The sequence below is a fragment of the Achromobacter pestifer genome (assembly GCF_013267355.1).
GTDB lineage: Bacteria > Pseudomonadota > Gammaproteobacteria > Burkholderiales > Burkholderiaceae_B > Achromobacter > Achromobacter pestifer_A.
The window spans coordinates 2589774-2610513 of sequence record NZ_CP053985.1; the positions used below are offsets into that span (position 1 = coordinate 2589774).

The window sequence follows — 20740 nt, forward strand, 5'->3', positions numbered from 1 at the left end:
ACCCGCGCCTGGACTGCCGTATTGCGTTCGGCTGTCGAGTAGCCCTGAAACGTTTTTCGCCCCTTTCAACTTGCGAGAGCGTTTCAAATGTCCAACGTTACCCTTACCCCGCAGTCCCCCATCCCCAGCCTGGCTTCGCAGCCCTTTGCCGCCCGCTTGCAGCGCGCCCTGCATCATCTGCGCCTGGGCCGCCCCGTCATTCTCATGGACGACTTCGACCGCGAAAATGAAGCCGACCTGATCGTGGCCGCCGACAAGCTGACCGTGCCGGTCATGGCGCAACTGATCCGCGACGGCAGCGGCATCGTCTGCCTGTGCCTGCCCGGCGAAACCCTGGACCGGCTGGAACTGCCGCCCATGGTCCAGCGCAACCAGAGCCGCTTTGCCACCGCGTTCACGGTTTCCATCGAGGCGCGCGAAGGCGTCAGCACCGGCGTGTCGGCCGTGGACCGCGTCACCACCATCCGCGCCGCCATCTCGCCGTCGGCGCAAAGCGAAGACATCGTCAGCCCCGGCCATGTGTTCCCGCTGCGCGCCCAGCCGGGCGGCGTGCTGACCCGCCGCGGTCACACCGAAGGCTCGGTGGACCTGGCGGTGCTAGCCGGCATGCGCCCGGCCGGCGTGCTGTGCGAACTGATGAACGCCGACGGCACGATGATGCGCGGCGCCGCGCTTGAGCGTTACGCCGCCCAGCACGGGCTGGTGGCGCTGACCATCGCCGAACTGGCCGACCATCTGCAACAGCTGAAGGACGGCCAGGCCGAAGCGATCGACGACGAAGTGCTGGAGATGGCCACGACGGTCTGATCGTTGCACAGGCGGCGCCGGAACTGGCGCCGCCATGTTTTTTAGCGCCGCGTCCTGAGCGCCATGGCGACGACCATTGCCGCCAGCGCGCACGCGCCGCCCATCGCATACACCGCGCCATAGCCTTGCTCGCCGGCCAGCCAGCCGGCCGCTGGGCTGCTCAGTCCCAAGGCCACGTCCAGGAAGGCCACATACGCCCCCATGGCCGCGCCCCGGCTGGCCGCCGGCACGCGGCGCACGGCTTCCACGCCGAAGGCCGGGAATGCCAGCGAGTAGCCCGCGCCCGTCAGCAGCGCGCCGGCATAGGCCCATGCCGGCGTGGTTCCGGTCCAGATCAGCCACTGTCCCGCCGCTTCAATCAGCACGCACACCAGCGCCACGCGCGCGCCGCCCAACTTGTCCGGCAGGCCGGCAAAGAACACGCGCGCCAGGATGAAACCCGCGCCGAACGCAGTGAACATCCACGCCGCGCCATCCCAACCCCGTTGCGAAAACAGCAGGCTCACGAACGCGGTGATCACGCCGAAGCCGACGCTGGCCAACGCCAGGCCCGCGCCGGGCAGCAGCACCAGACCCAGCACTTTGTAGAAAGGCGTGCGCACGCCGCCTGCCGCGCGCACCCCGCGCAAAGGCAGCACCAGCGCCAGAGCCGCCAGCGGAATCAGCGCCGTGGCCCAGGCGATGCCCGCGAAGCCCGTGGCGCCGTAGAGGCGCATGCCGGCCGGCGCGCCGAGCGCGTAAGCGGCGTAAATCGCCACGCCGACCCAGGCCATCACGCGGCCCGCGTTCTGCGGCCCCACGCGGCCCACGCCCCAGCTCAGCGCGCCGGTGACGATGAGGCTTTCGGCGCAGCCCATCAGCGCGCGTCCGGCCAAGAGCGCGGCCAGCGCCGCCTGCGGCCGCGCCGACAGGTCGTCGGCCAACAGATAGAACAGGCCCGCAATGGAGCCCAGCACAAAACCGCCCACCACCGCGCGCTTGGCGCCGCGGCGGTCAGCGAGCGAGCCTGCGTAGGCGCGCGACAACAAGGCGGCGGCGAACTGCAGGCCGGCCACCACGCCGACAATCAGCGCACCCAACGCCAGCGTGCCATCCACGTACAACGGCAGCACCGGCATGGGCAGGCCGATCATGAAGAACCCGACGAATACCGCAAGTGCCAGCGGCAGCACTTGCGCGAAGACGGAGCGCACGGGCCCCTGGGCCGCGGGCATGGCCCCGGCCGTCGATGAATGCGACATTGAATTTCCTTAAGTGAGAGATGCGCAAACCGGAACCAGCTTGAAAACCGCCAATGGCATAATCGCCGTGTGCGGGCGACGAACCGGATTGCCTGCTGGAAATTTTATGAGCCGTTGCTCATATTCGATACTCGCCTTTCACAGTACCCATGACCGCCATCCCACAGCCCCGCAAATCGCCGCGCCAGCTCAGATCCCAGCACACCGTAGAGACGATTTTGCAAGCCACGGCTCGCGTTCTGGCCACCCACGGCTATGCGGGCACCAACACCAATCTGATCGCGGAGACGGCCGGCGTCAGCGTCGGTTCGCTGTATCAGTACTTCCCCAACAAGAACGCCCTGATCGCGGCGCTGCATAATCGCCACGACAACCAGATGCTGGACGTCATCGACGCGGTCCTGGACAGCAATCCCGCGGCCACGCTGCGCGAGCGCGTCGCGGCCATCGTCGAAGCGATGCTGCACGCCCACATGCTGGAGCCCGCGCTGCACCGCGTGCTGGAAAGGGAGTTCCCGCTGTTCGACCAGCCGCACGAGCACAGCCGCGCGGACCAGGATATCCACAGGCGCATGCGCCATCTGCTGGAACTGCATCGCGCCGAGATCGCGCAGCAGGACCGCGACCTGGCGACCTATGTGGTGTTGCGCATCATGGAGTCGCTGGTGCATGCCGCGGCGCTGGAGCCGCCCGCGGGGTTCTCGACGCGGCAGTTGGAACAGGCAGTGGTCGACGCGGTGATGGGATACCTGGGCGAACCGGCCGCGCGTCCCGCGCCGCGTAAGGCAGCCAAGACGGCGCACCGCTAGCCTTGCCGTTTTCCCCCCGCGCATTCAGCGCAGGAAGTTGGCGGCAAGCACCGACGCCGGGCCGCTAGCGCCCTGGCTCCCGAGCCATCTGCGCCAGGCAGTCGGCGGCACTGCCCGTGACGATGCGGGCGCTGCACGCCAGCATCAGGTTCAGGTTCAAGCCGAAGTCTTCCACGGTGTAGCCGTCCGCATCAACCATGCGCGAAACGCCGTCGTCGGCCGCCGCGCCCACCGCCACTTGGTCGATCAGCGAACCGGCCTGGCCGGTATAGCCCCATACCGGCTTGCCGCAGGCGATGGCGTAGCCGACTTCGAAGGCCGTGCCGGAATCGGGCTCGGCGCCGCGGAACGGATTCAGGTTCGCCATCACCATGTCCGCGCGCCGGATCAGCGCGACGTTCTCGCGGTAGATCCATTGCGCCAGCGCCTGGCCCGACAGGTCTTGCGGTGCCTCGTTGTCCAGCGGGAACAGGCCATCGAACCCATAGGTGGCGCAGAGCGCCTTCAAGCGTTTGCCGTGCGCCGCCGCATCGGGCAGGAACACGTCGAAACCCGCCAGATATACGCTGCGCATGATGGTTACTCCGGATCGGAAACGTTGAAGGCTTCGCCGGTGGCGAAAAAGGAGCCGCCGGCCACGTAATGCACCGAGCGGCGCTCGTCATCGGGGAAATGCCAGCGGTTGCCGGAAAACACTTCCGGCGCGGCCCACGCGGCCACGACTTCGCCGATGAAGAGGTCGTAGGCCTGCTGGTTGTGCGGTTCGGGCACGACGCGGCATTCCAGCCAGCCCAGGCAGCCGCTGATGAGCGGCGCGCCGATCTTGCTGGCGGGGAAGGTCGTCAGGCCGCTGACCTGGAACTTGTCTTCATCGCGCCCGGAATCGGTGCCCACCCGCAACGTGGCGCGGGCCTGCGCGCGCGACGGGATACACAGCGCGAACTCGCCCGACGCTTCGATCAGGCCGCGCGTATAGGTGTTCTTGTCCACCACCACCAGCATCTTGGGGGGGCTGAAATCCAGGGGCATGGCCCAGGCGGCCGCCATGACGTTGCGCGCATCGCCGTGCGCACTGGTCACCAGCACCGTGGGGCCGTGGTTCAGCAGCAGATAGGCGCGGGACAGGTCTACGGGTTCGATGCTGGACATGCGGCGCTTCCTAGAACATGCCGTTCTTGTTGGCGGGGTTCTCGGGGATTTCCTGGCTCACGTCCCAGTGTTCCACGATCTTGCCGTCTTCCACGCGGAAGATATCCATCACGGCCTGGCCGCGGTCTTCCGGCGAATCGCGCCACAGGTTGTGGATAAGCACCAGGTCGCCCTCGGCGATCACGCGCTTGATCTCGACGATGGACTGCGGATGCTGCTCGAAATAGGCGGGAAAGAAATCCACCAGGGGACCGACGCCGTCCTGCATGTAGGGGTTGTGCTGGGTGTAGTTCGGGCTGACGTACAGGCGCACCGCTTCGTCGATGTCACGGTCCTGGAACATCATGCGAAAGAACGCCACCGCGATGTCCTTGTTGGACTGGGGCGCGGCGGCGGCCGGCGCGGCCGACAGACAGGACGCGGCAACCAGCAGGCAGAGGGCCAACGAATTCAACTTCATACGCATACAGGGCAAACTCAGGTGTCGGAACGCCGGCTGGCGGTGCGCCAGTTTACAAACAAAAACATGGATCCCGGCCCTAAGCCAGAATGAAAAAGGGGCCTCTTGCCGAGGCCCCTCGCGATCCGCCGACGGCGGGATCAGTAGCCGACGGTATAGCGGCGGCGCGAATGCTTGGGCGTCTCGAGTTCGTCGACCAGCGCAATCGCATAGTCTTCCATCGAAATCCAGCTCTTGCCTTCGTCATCGGCCAGCAGGGTGTCGTCGCCCAGGCGGAACGTGCCGGTGCGCTCGCCCGGCTCGAACAGCGCGGAGGGCGACAGGAAGGTCCAGTTCAGCACTTTTTCATGGCGCAGCGTGTCCAGGAACACTACGCCGGCGCGGGCCTCGGGCTTGTAGGCATCGGGGAATTCGGGGGTGTCGATCAGCATCTTGCCGGGCGCGACCAGCAGGCTGCCGGCGCCACCGACCACCAGCAGGCGCGGCACGCCCGCGTCCTTCACCGCGCTCAACAGCGGCTTGGCGTCGGAAGACACGAAGCGCGATGCGCTGATCACGGCGTCATGCCCGATCAGCAACGAGGTCAGCGCTTGCGGATCGGTGGCGTCGCCCTGCTTGATGGTCAGACCGAGCTGCGGATTCACGTCGGACAGGTTACGGGCGATGCCCGTGACCTGGTGGCCACGCTTGAGCAACTCGTCAGCCACGCGCGAACCCACGCGGCCGGTAATTCCGATCAATGCAACTTTCATGGTCTTGCTCCTTGGGTAGGGGGAGCCAGGGCCGCCGCAACTTGCGGCGCTACGCGTTTTGGCTCAGGCAAAGCCATACTATTCGTACAAATCCGATCGAAAAACCCGTTAAATCGGACTAATTTTTTGCAATTTATGCACCAATAACCGGCAAACCCGGACGAAGCGGACGGCCGGGACAGCCTGCCGGGCGCTTTCGCAGCCGCTAGGCCAGTGTGCTCCCGACGACCCCGCTTGAACAGGGGCCGCCGGAGAGGGCGGCATTCAGGCCGCGGCGCGCTGCGCCTGATAGACCTGCAGATGCGCGTAAGCCGTGCGCAGGTAGGTCGCATCCACGCCCAGGGTGCGGGCGCGCCGCACCATGTCGCCGACGATATGATCCGCCTCGACCGGCAGGCCCTGGCTCAGGTCGCGGAACATCGACGCGGTGACGGGCTGGGTACGGTCCCCAATCAGCTTGCGCGCCGAGGCGTCGGCTTCCGGCCGCACTGCGTGGCCCGAGGCGGCCGCAACGGCTTGCGATTCCTGCAGCAGCCCGGTCATGATGTCGATGCCGTCATCGGAAGAGGCGATCTGCCCGACCGTGCCGCGCATCAGGCAGGTGGCGGCGGCCAGCGTGGTCAGGAATACGTATTTTTCCCAGATGTCCTGGTAGATGTCGGTGCTCAGGCGGCTGACGTATTCGCCGCCGGCCAGGGCCTGTTCCAGCGCCACGCAGCGCTCGCTGCGCGCGGGGCCCGCGCGCTCGCCGAAGACGATGTTGGCGTACTTGCCCAGATGCACCACTTCGCCCTCGGGGCCCAGGGTGGCGTTGATCTGGCACAGTCCGCCCAGCACCCGGTGCGGCTCGAACTCGCGGTCCAGCACGTCGTATTGCAGCACGCCGTTCATGATGGGCAGCACGGCAGTGTCGGGCCCGACCGCGGGGCGGATGGCCTCGATGGCGCTGGCCAGGTCATAGGCCTTGCAGCTCAGCACGACCACGTCGTAGCTGCCTTGCAGCGTCTGCTGCGTGACCAGCTGCGGCTGCAGCGTGGCGTCGCCCAGCGGGCTCTTGATGCGCAGGCCCTGCTCGCGGATCCGCGCGGCGCGCGGTTCGCGCACCAGGAAGGTCACGTCCGCGCCCGCCTGGGCCGCCCGTCCGCCGAAGTAACCGCCGGTGCCGCCGGCGCCCAAGAACAACATCCGCATGCCTGTCTCTCCTTGTAGGCTGCCCGCCGTCTGCGCGGGCTGATGGCGGAATTATGCGCCTTGCGGGGGGAGCGGGTGTTCGTGCTCCTGCCAGGCCTGGTAACCGCCGCGCAGGGCCCAGGTCTTGGGATAGCCCGCGGCGCGCAGCCGCGACGCCAGCAGCGCGGCCGACACTTCATTGGGGCAGGCGCAGTACACGACGATGTCGGATTCCAGCGCCTGGGCATCGAGCCGGGGCAAGGGCGCCTTCAGGTCCACCGCGATGGCGCCAGGGATGCGCTGCTCGTCGCGCAGCGCTTCGGGGCGCACGTCGAAGACCAGCGCGTTGCGGCCGTCCTGCCGCCACTGCATCAGCTCATCCACCGACAGGCGCGGAATCACGCGCAGGCTGCGCAACAGGATCCGGCGCCGCAGGAAGCGCGCCAGGATGTACAGCGCCAGCACCGCCGCCAGCACGCCCAGCCCCATCGCGCCATAGGTGCCCAGGATCTCCAGGACGTCGCTCACCACGTTGTGGAACAGGCCGCCCAGTAGCAGGGCCGAGCCCGACCAGATCAGGGAGCCCACCAGGTCGTAGCCCAGAAAGCGGCGGTAGGGCGTGCCCGTCAATCCCGCCATGACGGTGGACAGCGCCCCCGCGCCGGGCAGGAACTTGCACACCAGCAGCGCGCGCACGCCGATGCGCAGGTACAGGCGCTGCGTCTGGCGGATGCAGGAATCCTGCGACAGCGACATCTTGCAGATCACGCCCAGAAGGCGCGAGCCGTAGCGCTGGCCAGCGGCATACCAGAGGCTGTCGGCCAGCAGGCAGGCGACCGTGGCCGCCATCCAGGGCACGAGCCACCCGCCCGCGCCCGCCAGCGCGCCGGCGGCGATCAGCATGGGATAGGCGGGCACCGGCAAACCGGCCTGCTCGACCAGCACGTTGGCGAACACCAGCCACCCGCCGTACTGTTCCAGCAGCAGTTGTATATCTTGCATGGGGTCTTCCAGCTTGCCGCGACACGCGCGCGGCTCATACATGCGATTTTAGGCGCGCGGGCCCTGGATGGGGGTGTCGGCGGCCGCAACGGCCCGTTCCATGCAACGAATTTCGTTCAGCCCGCGCTGGGCGGTTCAAATCGCCGCACATTCAGCCCATCTCGCTGGCAAGGAGTCGTGATGGACAAGCCAGCGGTTGATGCCCGGATCGATCCAGTCCAGGACCTCCTGGATATCGCCATGGATATCCTTCACCGAAGGCGCTACCCACAGCAGCGGTTCATGGTGCATGACCCGGTTGCGCAAATCCCGAATGCGGTTCAGGGACGAACTGATCGGGCCGCGTCGGCGCTTGGCTTTCGGACAAGTGGGAAAGGCCAGGAGGAGACGCCCCCATAACGTGCGCCCATGATGGGCATTGAACAGCCGCGTCCACGATCCAAAAGTCAATTCGGCAACAATCTTGTCGGTGGTAATGCGTTCCCGGCGTCGCTGGATCTTGATCCTTGCATCCCCCACCGCCACGTGCAGCCATTCGAACTCAGGAGAGGGCAGACCATCCCACCAGTCGACGCTTCCCATCGACCTGCTCAGGCTTCGATGGATGGCATTCCGAAGGACTATCTCCATCGTCTGCAAGGCAGGCATCAGCGCCTGCGCCAGCAGGAGATTGTGATCGTAGGCAACGGCCGCCCGTAACGCGTCTCCACCATAGCTATGCAGGTAGCGCCCCATTCGCGGCGTGGAGAACACCGCTTCACGCAGTTTCCATTCCATTGGTCCTATTCTCCCCTTCCAAGTAGGGCGTTCCCGCAGGCATCGCCGAAAGCTTGGTTGAAAGCCATGCTCAAAAACGGTACAGTCAACGCGCTGCCCTAGAAAAGCCACTCCCAGATGTGAATGCTGGTGATGCAACTAGGTCCGAACGATGGCCCCACTTCGGTGGGGCCTCCCTATTTGTGCGACTGATACGTCAAGTCGGCCCGCACCGCCGCTACTCTCTCAGACTGGCGTGTTCCTGCCCGCTCTGTTTCCTTGGCCAGTGTGCAAACAGAGTTCAAGGCTCAATAATGAAGCGTCGCCAGGATTCTTGCCCCCTGCCCAGATGAAATTTCAGACTCCCTGAACTTCGACCTGGTTACGCACTCTGTCCACCCCTTGGCAGACACGCACCGCTCTGGTGCCACCAATCCCCGCCAGGGTGCCTATAATCCTGCCCGGCCATCAGGTTTCCCCGACTTGTCGCGGGAATGCCCCATGGCATACAACTTGCTTCGCCAGGGCTGGCAGCGAACCCGACCATTCGGATGGGGCGCGTCGCCTGGCGCTCCCCATCCGATGACCGATCCCACGCCTTCGTTTCCGTACGCTAGTCCCGGCACGCCTGCCGGCGGCCGCCATATGGAACCGGGCCGCGGCCGCGCGCACGCACCCGCAGCGCGCGGACCGGCGCCCAGCGCGCATCGCCTCCAATTCCCATCCCTTTCCCTCCCTTCGCAGGAGTCACCCGCATGAAAGCCTCTTTCACCCCGTCCGTCGCCGGCATCGCCCGCCGCGGCCTGCTCAAGCTGGCCGCTGCCGCCGCCGGCGCGCTGCTGTTCTCGGGCGCCGCCCAGGCCCAGGCGCCCGCCAAGACCAAGGTCGCCGCCATCTACACGGTGCCGGTCGAACAGCAATGGGTGTCGCGCATCCACAAGGCGCTGACCGCGGCCCGTGATCGCGGCGAGATCGAATACACGTTCTCGGAAAACGTCACCAACGCCGACTACGAGCGCGTGATGCGCCAGTACGCCGAGCAGGGCAACAAGCTGGTGGTGGGCGAGGCCTTCGCGGTGGAAGCCGCCGCCCGCAAGGTGGCCAAGGACTATCCGCAGACCGCTTTCCTGATGGGTTCCTCGGGCAAGCCGCAACAGCCCAACTTCTCGGTGTTCGACAACTACATCCAGGAACCCGCCTACCTGACCGGCATGATCGCCGGCGGCATGAGCAAGACGGGCAAGATCGGCCTGGTGGGCGGCTACCCCATTCCTGAAGTGAACCGCCTGATGCACGCCTTCATCGAAGGCGCCAAGGAAGTGAACCCGCAGGCCGAGTTCACCGTGACCTTCATCGGTTCCTGGTTCGATCCCCCGAAGGCCAAGGAAGCCGCCTTCGCCATGATCGACAAGGGCGCGGACGTGCTCTACGCCGAGCGCTTTGGCGTCTCGGACGCGGCCAAGGAACGCGGCAAGCTGGCCATCGGCAACGTCATCGACACGCAGCAGCAGTATCCGGAAACCGTGGTCGCCTCGGCGCTGTGGAGCATGGAGCCCACCATCGACGAAGCGCTCAAGCAGGTGCGCGCCGGCACGTTCAAGGCCGATGACTACGGCCAGTACTCGCTGATGAAGCACAAGGGATCCTCGCTGGCGCCGCTGGGCACCTTCGAAAACAAGATCCCCGCCGACCTGATCGCCAAGGTGCAAGCCAAGCAGAAGGCCATCCTGGATGGCAGCTTCAGCGTCAAGGTCAACGACAAAGAACCCAAGTCCTCGGCACGATGAAACCAGCGCCTCTCGCCCTGCAGCTGACGGGGATCACCAAACGCTTTGGCAGCCTCACGGCCAACGACGACATATCGCTCACGCTGCGCCAGGGCGAAGTGTTGGCCTTGCTGGGCGAGAACGGCGCCGGCAAATCGACCCTGGTGTCGATCCTGTTCGGCCATTACGTGGCCGACGAGGGCAGCATCGAAGTCTTCGGTCAGTCTCTGCCCGCCGGCCGGCCCGACGCCGCGCTGGCGGCCGGGGTCGGCATGGTGCATCAGCACTTCACGCTGGCCGACAACCTGACCGTGCTGGACAACATCATGGTCGGCACGGAATCGCTGTGGAAGCTGGCGTCTGGCCGCGGCAAGGCGCGCCAGCGCCTGGTGGAACTGGGCCAGCGCTTCGGCCTGGGCGTGGATCCGGACGCGCGCGTCGGCACGCTGTCGGTCGGCGAGAAGCAACGGGTCGAGATCCTGAAGGCGCTGTACCGCGGCGCGCGCGTCCTGATCCTGGACGAACCCACCGCCGTGCTCACGCCGCAGGAAGTGCAGGACCTGTTCGCCACCTTGCGCGGCTTCGTCGACGAAGGCCTGGCGGTGATCTTCATCTCGCACAAACTGGATGAAGTCATGGCGGTATCGGGCCGCGTGGCGGTGCTGCGCCAGGGCAAGCTGGTCGCCGAACGCGAGACCGCCAGCACCAGCCCGGCCGAGCTGGCCGAGCTGATGGTGGGCCGCAAGGTCGTCATGCCGCACGCCGAAGCCGTGGCCGCCGCCGAACAGGCCGCGCCCGTGGTGACCTTGTCGCAAGTGACGGTGCGCGACGGCCGCGACGGCGCGCCGCGCCTGGACAGCCTGGACCTGGTTGTCCACAAGCACGAGATCGTGGCGATCGCGGGCGTGGCCGGCAACGGCCAGCAGGCGCTGGTATCGGTGCTGACCGGCCTGCGCCAACCCACGGACGGCACCATCCGCCTGGGTCCTGAGCATGCGGCGGCGCCCACCACGCCGGCCGGCTGGACCGCGGCCCACGTCGGCCGCATCCCTGAAGACCGCCACGGCGAAGGTGTGATCGGCGACAGCCCCTTGTGGGAAAACGCCATCGTCGAAGACCTGAAGGACCCGCGCTTCGCGCGCTGGGGCCTGATCCGGGCGCGCGCGGGCAAAGCCTATGCCCAGGCCCTGGCCAAGCAGTTCGACGTGCGCGCCGCATCGCTGGACGTGCGCACCCGCAGCCTGTCCGGCGGCAATATGCAGAAGCTGATCCTGGGCCGCACGCTGGCGCGCGAACCGCGCTTCATCGTGGCCGACCAGCCCACCTGGGGCCTGGACATCGGCGCCGTCGCCTATGTGCGCGAACAACTGCTGGCGGCGCGCACGCGCGGCGCCGGCGTGCTGCTGGTCTCCGAGGACCTGGAAGAGATCTTCGCGCTGGCCGACCGCATCGCCGTGCTGTGCGGCGGCAAGCTGATTGCCGTGAAACCGGTGTCCGAATGGACGCCCGCCACGGTCGGCCTGGCCATGACGGGCACGCAGGGATGAACACCCGCACCGTCCCGCGCGTCTCCACACCCTACCGAGCATTACTCGCATGAAACTGATCCTGGAACGCCGCCCGGAGCCCAGCCGCCTGGCGCTGGCCCTCGCGCCCTTCGCGGCCATCGCCTTCACGCTGGCGGTCTGCACCCTGCTGGTGGCCTGGGCCGGCGCCCCCGTGGGGCGCACCTATGCCTTGCTGTTCGAAGGCGCCTTCGGCTCGCGCTTCGCGCTGTCTGAAACGCTGACCCGCGCCACTCCGCTGATGCTGACCGGCCTGGCCTGTGCGGTGGCATTCCGCGCCCGCTTCTACAACATCGGCGCCGAAGGCCAGCTGTACCTGGGCGCGCTGGCCGCGGTGGCGGTGGGCGGCCTGCACGACGGCACCGGCTTCGACCTGCCCGTGCCCGCGCTGTTTGCCGGCATGATGCTGGCGGCGGCTCTGGCCGGCGCCTTGCTGCTGCTGATTCCCGCCATCCTCAAGACCCGCCTGGGCGTGGATGAAGTGGTGACCACGCTGCTGGGCAACTTCATCGTGCTGCTGTTCGTGTCGATGATGCTGGACGGCCCCATGAAGGACCCCATGGCCATGGGCTGGCCGCAGTCCGTGGCGCTCAACGGCGACCTGGAACTCGGCAAGCTGATCGAGCGCACCCGCGCCCACACCGGCCTGCTGTGGGCCGCCGGCCTGGCGCTGGGGCTGTGGCTGCTGAACCGCTACACCGTGTTCGGCTTCCAGATGCGCGCGGTCGGCGCCAATGCGCACGCCTCGCGCTTCCTGGGACTGCCGGTGAACCGCGTGATGCTGGGCACCGCCATGCTGTCGGGCGCGCTGGCCGGCCTGGCGGGCGCGATCGAAGTGGCGGGCCGCACCGGCTACGTCACGCTCGACATGTCGCCGGGCTATGGCTACACCGGCGTGGTGGTCGCCATGCTGGCCGGCCTGCACCCGCTGGGCGTGATCCTGGCCAGCCTGTTCGTGGCCGGCATGCTGGTGGGCGCGGACAGCATGAGCCGCGCCATCGCGGTGCCGAACTATATCGCCGACGTCATTGTCGCCACTTCGTTGCTCGCCATGCTGGTCGCGACGCTATTTGCGCAGTACCGCCTGCGCCGCAACCGGGCCTGAGGAGCGAGCCATGGAATGGATGGATCTGATGAGTTCCTCGGCGTTCTGGGTGGCGGTGCTGCGCCTGGCGACGCCGCTGATACTGGGCACGCTGGGCGTGCTGCTGTGCGAACGCGCGGGCGTGCTGAACCTGGGCATCGAAGGCATCATGGCCGCTGGCGCCTTCACCGGCTGGCTGGTGGTGTACCTGGGCGCGCCGCTGTATGTGGGCGTGCTGGCAGCCGCTTTTGCGGGCGCGGTGTTCGGACTGCTGCACGCGGTGCTGACCGTGCCGCTGGGGCTGTCGCAACACGTGTCCGGCCTGGGCGTGACGCTGCTGGCCACCAGCCTGAGCTACTTCGCCTACCGCGTCACCTTCCCGAGCGTAAACACGCCGCCCACGATCACGCCGTTTGCAGAGATGAAGTTCCTGGACGGCATCCCGTTCATCGGCCCCGTGCTGGCGGGACAGACGCCCATGACCTTGCTGGCCTTGGCCGCGGTTCCCATACTGGCCTGGGTGCTGAACCGCACGCCGGTCGGCCTGGCGATCCGCATGGTGGGCGAGAACCCAGCCGCGGCCGAAGGGCAGGGCCTGTCGGTCACGCGCCTGCGCATGGGCGCCATCGTGGCCGGCTCCGCGCTGATGGGCGTGGCCGGCAGCTTCCTGACGCTGGCGGCGTTCAACGCCTTCTTCTTCAATATGGTCAACGGCCGCGGCTGGGTCTGCGTGGCGCTGGTCGTGTTTGCATCCTGGCGGCCCGGCAAGGCCTTGCTGGGCGCGCTGATCTTCGCTTTCTTCGACGCGCTGCAATTGCGCATGCAACAGGGCGCCGCGGCCTTGCCCGGCCTGCCGGAGCTGCCGTACCAGGTCTATCTGATGCTGCCCTATGTCCTGTCCATCCTTGCCCTGGTGGTGATGGCGCGCCGCGCCGCCTACCCGCAAGCACTGATGAAGCCCTACCGTAAAGGAGAGCGCTGAAGGTTGCGCGCAGTACCATGAACAACAGAAACCTTCCGCAAGGAACACCATGCTCGACCTGATACTCAGACACTGCACGCTGCCTGATGGCCGCCAGAACATCGACATCGGCATCGCCCGCGGCCGCATCGTGGCCTTGGAGCCGGCGCTGAAGGCCGAGGCCGCGCAGACCGTGGACGCGGCCGGCCAGTTGGTGGCGCCGCCCTTCGTCGACGCGCACTTCCACATGGACTCGACGCTGTCTTTCGGCCTGCCGCGCGTGAACCAGTCCGGCACGCTGCTGGAAGGCATCGCGCTGTGGGGCGAGCTCAAGCCGCTGCTGACGCAGGAAGCGCTGGTCGAGCGCGCGCTGGCCTATTGCGACTGGGCCGTGGCACGCGGCCTGCTGGCCATCCGTTCGCATGTGGACGTGTGCGACCCGCGCCTCTTGGCCACGGAAGCGCTGCTGCACGTGCGCGAGAAGGTCAAACCCTACCTGGACCTGCAGCTGGTGGCCTTCCCGCAGGACGGCGTGTTGCGCGCCCCCGGCGCCCTGGACAACCTCAAGCGCGCGCTGGACATGGGCGTGGACGTGGTGGGCGGCATTCCGCACTTCGAGCGCACCATGCAGGACGGCGCGGAATCGGTGCGCATCCTCTGTGAACTGGCGGCCGAGCGCGGACTGCGCGTGGACATGCACTGCGATGAAAGCGACGATCCGCTGTCGCGCCACATCGAGACGCTGGCGTACCACACGCAACGCCTGGGCCTGCAAGGCCGCGTGACGGGTTCGCACCTGACGTCCATGCACTCCATGGACAACTACTACGTCTCCAAGCTGATCCCGCTGATACGGGAAGCCGGCGTGGCCGCCATCGCCAACCCGCTGATCAACATCACGCTGCAAGGCCGCCACGACACCTATCCGAAGCGCCGCGGCATGACGCGCGTGCCCGAGCTGCTGGCCGCCGGCGTGCCCGTGGCCTTCGGCCATGACTGCGTGATGGACCCTTGGTACAGCCTGGGTTCGGGCGACATGCTGGAAGTGGCCCACATGGGCCTGCATGTGGCCCAGATGACGGGCCAGGACGCCATGCGCGCCTGTTTCGAAGCCGTCACCACCACGCCGGCCAAGATCCTGGGCCTGGACGAAACCGGCCTGGCGGTCGGCAAGCGCGCGGACCTGGTGCTGCTGCAGGCACGCGACGCGGTCGAGGCGCTGCGCCTGCGCGCCACCCGCCTGATGGTGCTGCGCGCCGGCCAGGTGGTGGCGACCACGCCGCCCGCCACCGCGACCCTGAACCTGCCGGGCCGCCCGGCCGAAGTCAGCTTCCAGACGCCGGCACGCTGAGCGCGCAAGGCTCGGACGCGTGTCCGCCTGCTATTTCAACGGCAGGCAGATACGCGTCTGCAATTGCGCCGGCGGCGTGGTGCGCGGATCGTTCAGGTACTGCTCGAACATGGGGAAGTCCGCCGGCACCTCGCCGCTGGCTGGCAGCCATTGCGAGAACATCCAGTTATAGGGCTTGTCCATCTCGTTGTAGGGCCCGGTGTAGGTCAGGATGGCGCAACGGCCTTGCGGAATCTCGAAGCGTTCCAGCTCGCCGCCCAGGTCGGCATCGGGCGCCACCGACATGCCGGCCATGGAGCGCAGCTGGCTCGCCGGCACCTGCTCCGGATCGTCGAAGTACACGCCATAGCCGATGGAATCCGGCTGCGCGAGGCCGCGGCTCACGGCCAGCATGAAGGCGCGTGAAAACAGCGGGCCGATCTCCTGATAGCTGCCGCGATGCGACAGAGCCGCCAGCGTCGCGCCGGGAAAGGTCTCGATCTTGATGGGATACATGCCTAGCTCCTGTGGGTCGAAGGGACGGGAGCGGGCATCCCGGTAGCGCCCCGGCGATATGCCGAAGGTCGCGCCGAATGCCCGGTTGAACGCCGCGTCCGACTCATAGCCGGCGCGCTGCGCCACCTCGCGCAAGGAAGCCTCGGAATTCCCCAGCGCCACCGCCGCGCGGTGCATGCGGATGCGCTGCACGGTGGCGTTGACCGTCTCGCCCATCATGGCGCGATAAACGCGATGGAAGTGGTACGGCGACAGGCAGGCCAGCTCGGCCAGCCGGTACAGGTCCGGGTCGGCGTCGGGGTGGCTGGCCAGCCAGCGCAGGACGGGCTCCAGGCGCTGGCCGTACTGGTTCAGGGTTGTGGGCTTCATGCGGTCTCCTTGGAGAGCAATGTAGCGGGCCGGTCTTTGCAGATTTTGCGCTTTTTGGCGCGCCCGCAGCTGGGGCCTTCAGCGTCCGATTTCCCGGTTCCAGCGGGCGTTGAAGGCAGGCCGGGTCTCGTTGATCTGGTCCCAGTTCGGTATCTTTGCGTTCGACATATAGCCCTGGAAGCGCTGCAATGCGTCCGCATGGCCCGCAGGCGCCAGCACGTTGCGGTTGGACGGGAAGTGCCCGCCCATTTCCAGCGCCTTGGTCTGCGCCTGTTCCGACAGCAGGTACAGCGCCAGCTTCTGCGACAGCTCCGGCTCGCTGTTGCCGGCGACCACGCACTCGCCCACCATCAGGATCATCGAGCCCTCGCGCGGCTGCGCGTACTCCACATGCACGCCGCGCTTCTTCAGGCGGGTGATGGCCGTGGGCGTCCAGGGAAACAGCACCGCCTCGTCGGCCTGCACCATGTCGGCCAAACGCGCCGAATCCGGCAGGTATTCACGCACGTTCGGGCCGACCACCGCCGGCCACTGCGCAAAGCCCGGTCCGTAGTTCCGATCGTCGCCGCCCAGGATGCGGTTGATCATCAGGAACGCGTGCAGGCCAAAGGTGCTGCTCGAAGCCGACTGGACCACGACCTGGCCCCTGTACTTCGGGTCCGCCAGGTCCATCCACGACGTCGGCGGCGCCCAACCCCGCTCGGCGAACACCTTGGTGTTGTAGCCCAGGCCGGTCATGCCGATGTCGATGCCCGCGGCCATGCGGTCCTTCTTCAGCGCCGTGGGATACAGTTCCTTCAGCACCGGATCGTCGTTGAGCGGCGCGCACAATCCCATGGAAATCGCGCGCGCCATGATGCCGTCATCGAGGAACATGAGGTGCAGCCGCGGCTTGCCCTTGTCGGCCTGGGCCCGCGCCAGCACCTCGGTCGACATGCCCGGCTCGACCACGATCCTGACGTTGTGGGCGCGCTCGAAATCCGGGAACACGTGCTGTGTGAACACGCGCGCCATGTCACCGCCATTCATGCCGACGTGCAGCGTCGTCTGCTGCGCGGCGGCCCCGGCAGACAGCAGCGCCGCCAGGGCTGCGCCCAGCAGCGGCCTGCCCATGCGCTGGCCGCGCGCTTCATCTTGTTTGTTACGCGTCATGGTGGTTCCTGCGTAGGCTCATACGCCCTCCGGAAGCGGCGCGCCAACGAAAAAAGCCTGGCACGCTACCGTATCCAGGCTTTTTCTCATGGGCCGCCGAACCGTTCAGTTCGGATAGGTGCCGGGCAGCAGGATGCTGCGGTCGCCGGGCTCGATCGAACGACGGCCGCACAGCGCCATCGTCGTATCCATTTCCTTGTACAGGATCTCCAGCACGCGGGTCACGCCGGCCTGGCCATGGGCGCCCAGGCCGTAGAGGAAGGCGCGGCCTATCATGGCGCCGCGCGCGCCCAGCGCCACGGCCTTCAGGATGTCCTGGCCTGAACGCACGCCGCCGTCCATCCACACTTCGATCTTGGATCCGACCGCATCGGCGATCGAGGGCAGGGCAGCGATGGACGACATGGCGCCATCCAATTGGCGTCCGCCGTGATTGCTGACGATGAGCGCGTCGGCGCCGCTATTAGCGGCCAATTGCGCATCCTCGACGTCCAGGATGCCCTTGATGATGAGCTTGCCGCCCCAGCGCTGCTTGATCCATTCCACATCGTCCCAGCTCAGGCGCGGGTCGAACTGTTCGGCGGTCCACGACGACAGCGAGGACAGGTCGCTCACGCCCTTGGCGTGGCCGACGATGTTGCCGAAGGTGCGACGCTTGGTGCCCAGCATGCCCATGCACCAGCGCGGCTTGGTGGCCAGGTTGATGAGATTGCGCAGGGTGGGCTTGGGCGGGGTAGAGAGGCCGTTCTTGATGTCCTTGTGGCGCTGGCCCAGGATCTGCAGGTCCAGCGTCAGCACCAGCGCCGAGCAGCCGGCGGCCTTGGCACGGTCGATCAGATCGGCGACGAATTCGCGGTCGCGCATCACATAGAGCTGGAACCAGAAGGGCTTTTTGGTCGCTTCGGCCACGTCTTCCAGCGAGCAGATGCTCATGGTGGACAGGGTGAAAGGCACGCCGAAGTCCGCCGCCGCCTTGGCCGCCAGGATTTCTCCGTCCGCGTGCTGCATGCCGGTCAGGCCGGTGGGCGAAATCGCCAGCGGCATGACGACATCCTGGCCCACCATGGTGGTGCGCAGCGACCGGCCTTCCATGTTCACCGCCACGCGCTGGCGCAGCTTGATCTTCTGGAAATCGCTTTCGTTGGCGCGATAAGTGCCTTCGGTCCAGGCGCCGGAATCCGCGTAGTCGTAGAACATGCGCGGCACGCGCTTCTGCGCAATGGCGCGCAGATCTTCGATGCAGGTGATCGTAGAAAGGTTAGCGGTCATGGAGTGGTCTATGGAGTGATGGGGCGCCAGCTGCGGCTGGTTATTTTTAGACGCCGGGCCGCCAGCGGCGGGCAGCTCCAGCGATTGCGCGGACCTCTCCCGGTCCGCAACGCCGCCCAGTATACGCGCCGAGGCCGGCAAGCGTCGCTTGCCGGCCTCGTTCGCCCCCCAGTCACAGGGGCTCTTGCGGCCCCTGTGCCCCCATTATCGCGGCCAGACCTTGGACACCGCCCGGATCGTGGCCCAGGCCACCCAGCGCGGGCTGGTCAACCGCGCGCCCGGCAGGCGGCGCATCACGTCCACGGCCAGCCCGCCGCGCTTGTGCCACTGCTTCTTGCGGGTCTGGCTGTCGGTCCAGCGGCCCTCCAACCATGGGAATTCCCGGCGCCCGGGTTTGTAGACCGGCGGCGTGTTGTAGATCAGGATGTAGGCCAGGCGCGGCGCCTGCGAGGTGTTCGGCCCGGTGAAGTGCAGGGTGCGGGCGTCGTGCACCGTGATGCCGCCCGGGTCCAGCGGCTCCGGCACCGCCTGGTCGCGCTGAAAATCGCCGCAGCATTCCAACGGATGCAGGGTCTTGTCGCCGCCCGGCGAGCGGTGCTCCAGCACCTCCCATTTGTTGGAACCCGGGATGAACTGCATGCAGCCGTTTTCCGTGGTGGCCGGCTGCAGCGCCAGCCAGATGCTGAGTTCGTTGTAGATGAAGTCCGGCGAGCGGAAAGCCTCATCCTGGTGCCATGGCGTTTCCGGCCCATGCGGTCCAGGCTTGAGCAAGGCGTGCTCGCCATACAGAGCGGCCTCGGGGCCCAGCAGCTGGCGCGCCAGTTCCAGGGTGCGCTCGTGGTACTCGGTCTTCAAGAGGCCCGGGGCATAATGGCGTGGATCGTGCAAGCTGGGAAACTTGGCGGGTTTGGACGGGTCGTCGCGGCTCACAAAGTCATACTGCGCACCCTCGTTGTAGCCGGTCTTGTTCGCAAACAGGTCGAGCAGGGTCCTGCGGATGTAACCCACCTCGTCCTGCGGGCACATGTCCTTCAGGGCCAGGTAACCCTCTTCCCTGTAGCGCGCTGTCTCAGCTTCCGACAACAAACTGGTCTCTTCCATAATGGCTTCTCCAAGCTCTGGTAACGGGTGTTCCCGCTGGCACGTTTTGACATGAGCTCTAACGTATCGCCAGGCGTCCCCCGGGCCTATAGACCATCCGCTGTAGTCACTACCGTCTACGTACATCGCCGAGCGCGGCGCCTCATCCAAGAGAGAATCGATGCAAGACCCTAAAGCCGATACCCATATCGAGACCGTGCACGTCACGATCACCGGCACCGTGCAGGGAGTGGGCTACCGCCACGCCACGGTCCGGCGCGCGCACATGCTGGGCGCCAAAGGCTGGGTACAGAACCTGCCTGACGGCACTGTCGAAGCCCTGGTACAGGGCACCACCGACCAGGTCGACCACATGCTGGAATGGTTGCGGCGCGGCCCCCCGGGCGCCAGCGTGCAGGAGATCACCACCCGCCGGGAGTACACCGATAAGCGTTACATCCGTTTCGAGCAACTGTGAGGCCGCCGCCTCTGCTAGCCGTTATGGCCTAGTCTGGTCGGCCGATACGGCCGCGCAAGAGGAAAAAGCGCCTGCCGGACGGCTCAGCGCGTGCGCAGCCAGCGGCCGCCCAGCTGATTGAAAAGCAGGCCGGCCAGCACGCCGGCCACGCCCAGCCATTGCAGCGGCTCCAGGCGTTCGCCGAAGGCCATGGACGCGGCCCACAACCCCACCACGGGAACCAGCAGCGAGAACGGCGCGATCTTGGCGGCCGGGTGGCGCGTCAGCAACTGCGTCCACAAGGTATAGGCAACCAAGGTGGCCAGCACCGCCAGGTACAGCACTGACAGGATCTCGCCCCAGCCCATGCCGGTGATCATGCCCACCACCGGTTCCCAACCGTCGATCAGCACGGCCAGCAGCAGGAATGGCAGCACCGGCGCGGCGCTGCTCCAGGCAATGAAGGCAAACGGGTCGTAACCGGGCGACTTGCGGCTGGCCAGCCGCACGATGATGTTGGACACGGCCCACATGAACGCACCGCCCAGCGTCAGCGCGAAGCCCAGCATGGTCATCTGGCCTGGCCCTTCGCCGCGGCCGCCGGCAATCACCGCCAGCCCCAGCGCCGCCACGCCCAGCCCGATCCAGTGATGGCGCTGCGCGCGCTCATGCAGCAAGGGCGCGGCCAGCAGCAGCGTGAAGAAGGCCTGTGTCTGGATCACCAGCGAAGCCATGCCGGCCGGCATGCCGAACTTCAAGGCGGTGAACAGCAGCCCGAACTGGCCCAGGCCCTGCACCAGTCCATACGCCGCGACCCAGCGCCAGGGCAGCTTGGGCGCGCGCACGAAGAGGATCAGGGGAAAGGCCGCCAGCGCGAAACGCAGGGCGCCCAGCAGCATGGGCGAGAGGCCCCGCATGCCGACCTTCATGGCGACGAAGTTGGTGCCCCAGATGACCACGACCGCCAGTGCGCAGAGATAGTCTTTTCGGGAAAGATGGGTCGTGGTCATGCGGCATTATCGCATCGCGCAAACGCCGCGGAACG

Annotated in this window: 21 protein-coding genes; 8 read left to right on the plus strand and 13 right to left on the minus strand. The window is 66.9% G+C overall.

Going from position 1 to position 20740, the window contains the following annotated elements:
- The first annotated feature begins 87 nt into the window (after nucleotides 1-87).
- A complete protein-coding gene (gene ribB / locus FOC84_RS12535) occupies nucleotides 88-807 on the plus strand; it encodes a 3,4-dihydroxy-2-butanone-4-phosphate synthase (RefSeq protein WP_173144700.1) in 720 nt (239 codons plus the stop codon).
- Nucleotides 808-848: 41 nt separating this feature from the next.
- Here the strand turns inward: ribB and FOC84_RS12540 are convergent, their stop codons facing one another.
- The gene (locus tag FOC84_RS12540) at nucleotides 849-2048 is read right to left on the minus strand and encodes an arabinose transporter (protein ID WP_173144701.1); all 1200 of its coding nucleotides are present in this window, start codon (nucleotides 2046-2048) and stop codon (nucleotides 849-851) included.
- 149 nt (nucleotides 2049-2197) lie between these two features.
- Between FOC84_RS12540 and FOC84_RS12545 the strand changes: the two genes are divergently transcribed.
- Nucleotides 2198-2857, plus strand: coding sequence for a TetR/AcrR family transcriptional regulator (locus FOC84_RS12545; protein WP_173144702.1), 660 nt, complete (start codon nucleotides 2198-2200; stop codon nucleotides 2855-2857).
- 64 nt (nucleotides 2858-2921) lie between these two features.
- On the opposite strand, the gene FOC84_RS12550 is transcribed toward FOC84_RS12545, so the two are convergent.
- The 7 genes from FOC84_RS12550 to FOC84_RS12580 all read right to left on the minus strand — a co-directional run bounded on the left by FOC84_RS12550 (nucleotide 2922) and on the right by FOC84_RS12580 (nucleotide 8167).
- Nucleotides 2922-3431, minus strand: coding sequence for a nucleoside 2-deoxyribosyltransferase (locus tag FOC84_RS12550; RefSeq protein WP_173144703.1), 510 nt, complete (start codon nucleotides 3429-3431; stop codon nucleotides 2922-2924).
- 5 nt (nucleotides 3432-3436) lie between these two features.
- Nucleotides 3437-4006 carry a flavin reductase family protein gene (locus tag FOC84_RS12555; protein WP_173144704.1) on the minus strand — a complete coding sequence of 190 codons (570 nt, stop codon included), beginning with the start codon at nucleotides 4004-4006 and terminating at the stop codon, nucleotides 3437-3439.
- A gap of 10 nt (nucleotides 4007-4016) precedes the next feature.
- Nucleotides 4017-4472 (minus strand): nuclear transport factor 2 family protein, encoded by a 456-nt coding sequence (locus tag FOC84_RS12560; RefSeq protein ID WP_173144705.1) that lies wholly within the window; start codon nucleotides 4470-4472, stop codon nucleotides 4017-4019.
- Nucleotides 4473-4606: 134 nt separating this feature from the next.
- Nucleotides 4607-5218 carry an NAD(P)-dependent oxidoreductase gene (locus tag FOC84_RS12565; RefSeq protein WP_173144706.1) on the minus strand — a complete coding sequence of 204 codons (612 nt, stop codon included), beginning with the start codon at nucleotides 5216-5218 and terminating at the stop codon, nucleotides 4607-4609.
- A 264-nt stretch (nucleotides 5219-5482) separates the two neighbouring features.
- Nucleotides 5483-6409 carry a 2-dehydropantoate 2-reductase gene (panE, locus tag FOC84_RS12570; protein ID WP_173144707.1) on the minus strand — a complete coding sequence of 309 codons (927 nt, stop codon included), beginning with the start codon at nucleotides 6407-6409 and terminating at the stop codon, nucleotides 5483-5485.
- Between the two features lie 51 nt (nucleotides 6410-6460).
- Nucleotides 6461-7390: a DedA family protein/thiosulfate sulfurtransferase GlpE gene (locus FOC84_RS12575; protein ID WP_173144708.1), complete on the minus strand. Its 930-nt coding sequence runs from the start codon at nucleotides 7388-7390 to the stop codon at nucleotides 6461-6463.
- A 135-nt stretch (nucleotides 7391-7525) separates the two neighbouring features.
- Nucleotides 7526-8167 carry a hypothetical protein gene (locus tag FOC84_RS12580; RefSeq protein ID WP_173144709.1) on the minus strand — a complete coding sequence of 214 codons (642 nt, stop codon included), beginning with the start codon at nucleotides 8165-8167 and terminating at the stop codon, nucleotides 7526-7528.
- 734 nt (nucleotides 8168-8901) lie between these two features.
- Between FOC84_RS12580 and FOC84_RS12585 the strand changes: the two genes are divergently transcribed.
- The 5 genes from FOC84_RS12585 to FOC84_RS12605 are packed head-to-tail and all read left to right on the plus strand — an operon-like array spanning nucleotide 8902 to nucleotide 14873.
- Complete coding sequence (locus FOC84_RS12585; RefSeq protein ID WP_173144710.1) at nucleotides 8902-9933, plus strand: BMP family protein; 1032 nt, start codon at nucleotides 8902-8904, stop codon at nucleotides 9931-9933.
- Nucleotides 9930-11459: an ABC transporter ATP-binding protein gene (locus FOC84_RS12590; RefSeq protein ID WP_173144711.1), complete on the plus strand. Its 1530-nt coding sequence runs from the start codon at nucleotides 9930-9932 to the stop codon at nucleotides 11457-11459. The genes FOC84_RS12585 and FOC84_RS12590 overlap by 4 nt, the downstream gene beginning before the upstream one ends.
- Before the next feature lie 49 nt (nucleotides 11460-11508).
- Nucleotides 11509-12582, plus strand: a complete 1074-nt coding sequence (locus tag FOC84_RS12595) for an ABC transporter permease (protein WP_054455738.1) — start codon at nucleotides 11509-11511, stop codon at nucleotides 12580-12582.
- Nucleotides 12583-12592: 10 nt separating this feature from the next.
- Nucleotides 12593-13543 carry an ABC transporter permease gene (locus FOC84_RS12600; RefSeq protein WP_173144712.1) on the plus strand — a complete coding sequence of 317 codons (951 nt, stop codon included), beginning with the start codon at nucleotides 12593-12595 and terminating at the stop codon, nucleotides 13541-13543.
- A gap of 49 nt (nucleotides 13544-13592) precedes the next feature.
- The gene (locus FOC84_RS12605) at nucleotides 13593-14873 is read left to right on the plus strand and encodes an amidohydrolase family protein (RefSeq protein ID WP_173144713.1); all 1281 of its coding nucleotides are present in this window, start codon (nucleotides 13593-13595) and stop codon (nucleotides 14871-14873) included.
- A 30-nt stretch (nucleotides 14874-14903) separates the two neighbouring features.
- Here the strand turns inward: FOC84_RS12605 and FOC84_RS12610 are convergent, their stop codons facing one another.
- The 4 genes from FOC84_RS12610 to FOC84_RS12625 all read right to left on the minus strand — a co-directional run bounded on the left by FOC84_RS12610 (nucleotide 14904) and on the right by FOC84_RS12625 (nucleotide 19259).
- The gene (locus tag FOC84_RS12610) at nucleotides 14904-15737 is read right to left on the minus strand and encodes an AraC family transcriptional regulator (RefSeq protein ID WP_173144714.1); all 834 of its coding nucleotides are present in this window, start codon (nucleotides 15735-15737) and stop codon (nucleotides 14904-14906) included.
- Between the two features lie 78 nt (nucleotides 15738-15815).
- Nucleotides 15816-16889, minus strand: a complete 1074-nt coding sequence (locus FOC84_RS12615; protein WP_173144715.1) for an extracellular solute-binding protein — start codon at nucleotides 16887-16889, stop codon at nucleotides 15816-15818.
- Between the two features lie 105 nt (nucleotides 16890-16994).
- Entirely contained in the window at nucleotides 16995-18158 is a 1164-nt protein-coding gene (locus tag FOC84_RS12620; RefSeq protein WP_173144716.1) for an alpha-hydroxy acid oxidase, read from the minus strand.
- 204 nt (nucleotides 18159-18362) lie between these two features.
- Nucleotides 18363-19259, minus strand: coding sequence for a phytanoyl-CoA dioxygenase family protein (locus tag FOC84_RS12625; protein ID WP_173144717.1), 897 nt, complete (start codon nucleotides 19257-19259; stop codon nucleotides 18363-18365).
- 160 nt (nucleotides 19260-19419) lie between these two features.
- Between FOC84_RS12625 and FOC84_RS12630 the strand changes: the two genes are divergently transcribed.
- On the plus strand, nucleotides 19420-19716 hold the full coding sequence (locus FOC84_RS12630; protein WP_173144718.1) for an acylphosphatase: 297 nt from the start codon (nucleotides 19420-19422) through the stop codon (nucleotides 19714-19716).
- 83 nt (nucleotides 19717-19799) lie between these two features.
- On the opposite strand, the gene FOC84_RS12635 is transcribed toward FOC84_RS12630, so the two are convergent.
- On the minus strand, nucleotides 19800-20705 hold the full coding sequence (locus tag FOC84_RS12635; protein ID WP_173144719.1) for an EamA family transporter: 906 nt from the start codon (nucleotides 20703-20705) through the stop codon (nucleotides 19800-19802).
- Nucleotides 20706-20740: the final 35 nt, after the last annotated feature.

Excerpts from the sequence above, each read along its gene's own strand:
- FOC84_RS12600 (WP_173144712.1), top strand. The coding sequence starts at position 12,593 with ATGGAATGGATGGATCTGATGAGTTCCTCGGCGTTCTGGGTGGCGGTG.
- FOC84_RS12620 (WP_173144716.1), bottom strand. The coding sequence starts at position 18,158 with ATGACCGCTAACCTTTCTACGATCACCTGCATCGAAGATCTGCGCGCC.
- FOC84_RS12630 (WP_173144718.1), top strand. The coding sequence starts at position 19,420 with ATGCAAGACCCTAAAGCCGATACCCATATCGAGACCGTGCACGTCACG.
- FOC84_RS12540 (WP_173144701.1), bottom strand. The coding sequence starts at position 2,048 with ATGTCGCATTCATCGACGGCCGGGGCCATGCCCGCGGCCCAGGGGCCC.
- FOC84_RS12560 (WP_173144705.1), bottom strand. The coding sequence starts at position 4,472 with ATGCGTATGAAGTTGAATTCGTTGGCCCTCTGCCTGCTGGTTGCCGCG.
- FOC84_RS12605 (WP_173144713.1), top strand. The coding sequence starts at position 13,593 with ATGCTCGACCTGATACTCAGACACTGCACGCTGCCTGATGGCCGCCAG.
- FOC84_RS12615 (WP_173144715.1), bottom strand. The coding sequence starts at position 16,889 with ATGACGCGTAACAAACAAGATGAAGCGCGCGGCCAGCGCATGGGCAGG.
- FOC84_RS12585 (WP_173144710.1), top strand. The coding sequence starts at position 8,902 with ATGAAAGCCTCTTTCACCCCGTCCGTCGCCGGCATCGCCCGCCGCGGC.
- panE (WP_173144707.1), bottom strand. The coding sequence starts at position 6,409 with ATGCGGATGTTGTTCTTGGGCGCCGGCGGCACCGGCGGTTACTTCGGC.
- FOC84_RS12565 (WP_173144706.1), bottom strand. The coding sequence starts at position 5,218 with ATGAAAGTTGCATTGATCGGAATTACCGGCCGCGTGGGTTCGCGCGTG.
- FOC84_RS12545 (WP_173144702.1), top strand. The coding sequence starts at position 2,198 with ATGACCGCCATCCCACAGCCCCGCAAATCGCCGCGCCAGCTCAGATCC.
- FOC84_RS12610 (WP_173144714.1), bottom strand. The coding sequence starts at position 15,737 with ATGAAGCCCACAACCCTGAACCAGTACGGCCAGCGCCTGGAGCCCGTC.
- FOC84_RS12590 (WP_173144711.1), top strand. The coding sequence starts at position 9,930 with ATGAAACCAGCGCCTCTCGCCCTGCAGCTGACGGGGATCACCAAACGC.
- FOC84_RS12635 (WP_173144719.1), bottom strand. The coding sequence starts at position 20,705 with ATGACCACGACCCATCTTTCCCGAAAAGACTATCTCTGCGCACTGGCG.
- FOC84_RS12580 (WP_173144709.1), bottom strand. The coding sequence starts at position 8,167 with ATGGAATGGAAACTGCGTGAAGCGGTGTTCTCCACGCCGCGAATGGGG.
- ribB (WP_173144700.1), top strand. The coding sequence starts at position 88 with ATGTCCAACGTTACCCTTACCCCGCAGTCCCCCATCCCCAGCCTGGCT.
- FOC84_RS12555 (WP_173144704.1), bottom strand. The coding sequence starts at position 4,006 with ATGTCCAGCATCGAACCCGTAGACCTGTCCCGCGCCTATCTGCTGCTG.
- FOC84_RS12625 (WP_173144717.1), bottom strand. The coding sequence starts at position 19,259 with ATGGAAGAGACCAGTTTGTTGTCGGAAGCTGAGACAGCGCGCTACAGG.
- FOC84_RS12575 (WP_173144708.1), bottom strand. The coding sequence starts at position 7,390 with ATGCAAGATATACAACTGCTGCTGGAACAGTACGGCGGGTGGCTGGTG.
- FOC84_RS12595 (WP_054455738.1), top strand. The coding sequence starts at position 11,509 with ATGAAACTGATCCTGGAACGCCGCCCGGAGCCCAGCCGCCTGGCGCTG.
- FOC84_RS12550 (WP_173144703.1), bottom strand. The coding sequence starts at position 3,431 with ATGCGCAGCGTATATCTGGCGGGTTTCGACGTGTTCCTGCCCGATGCG.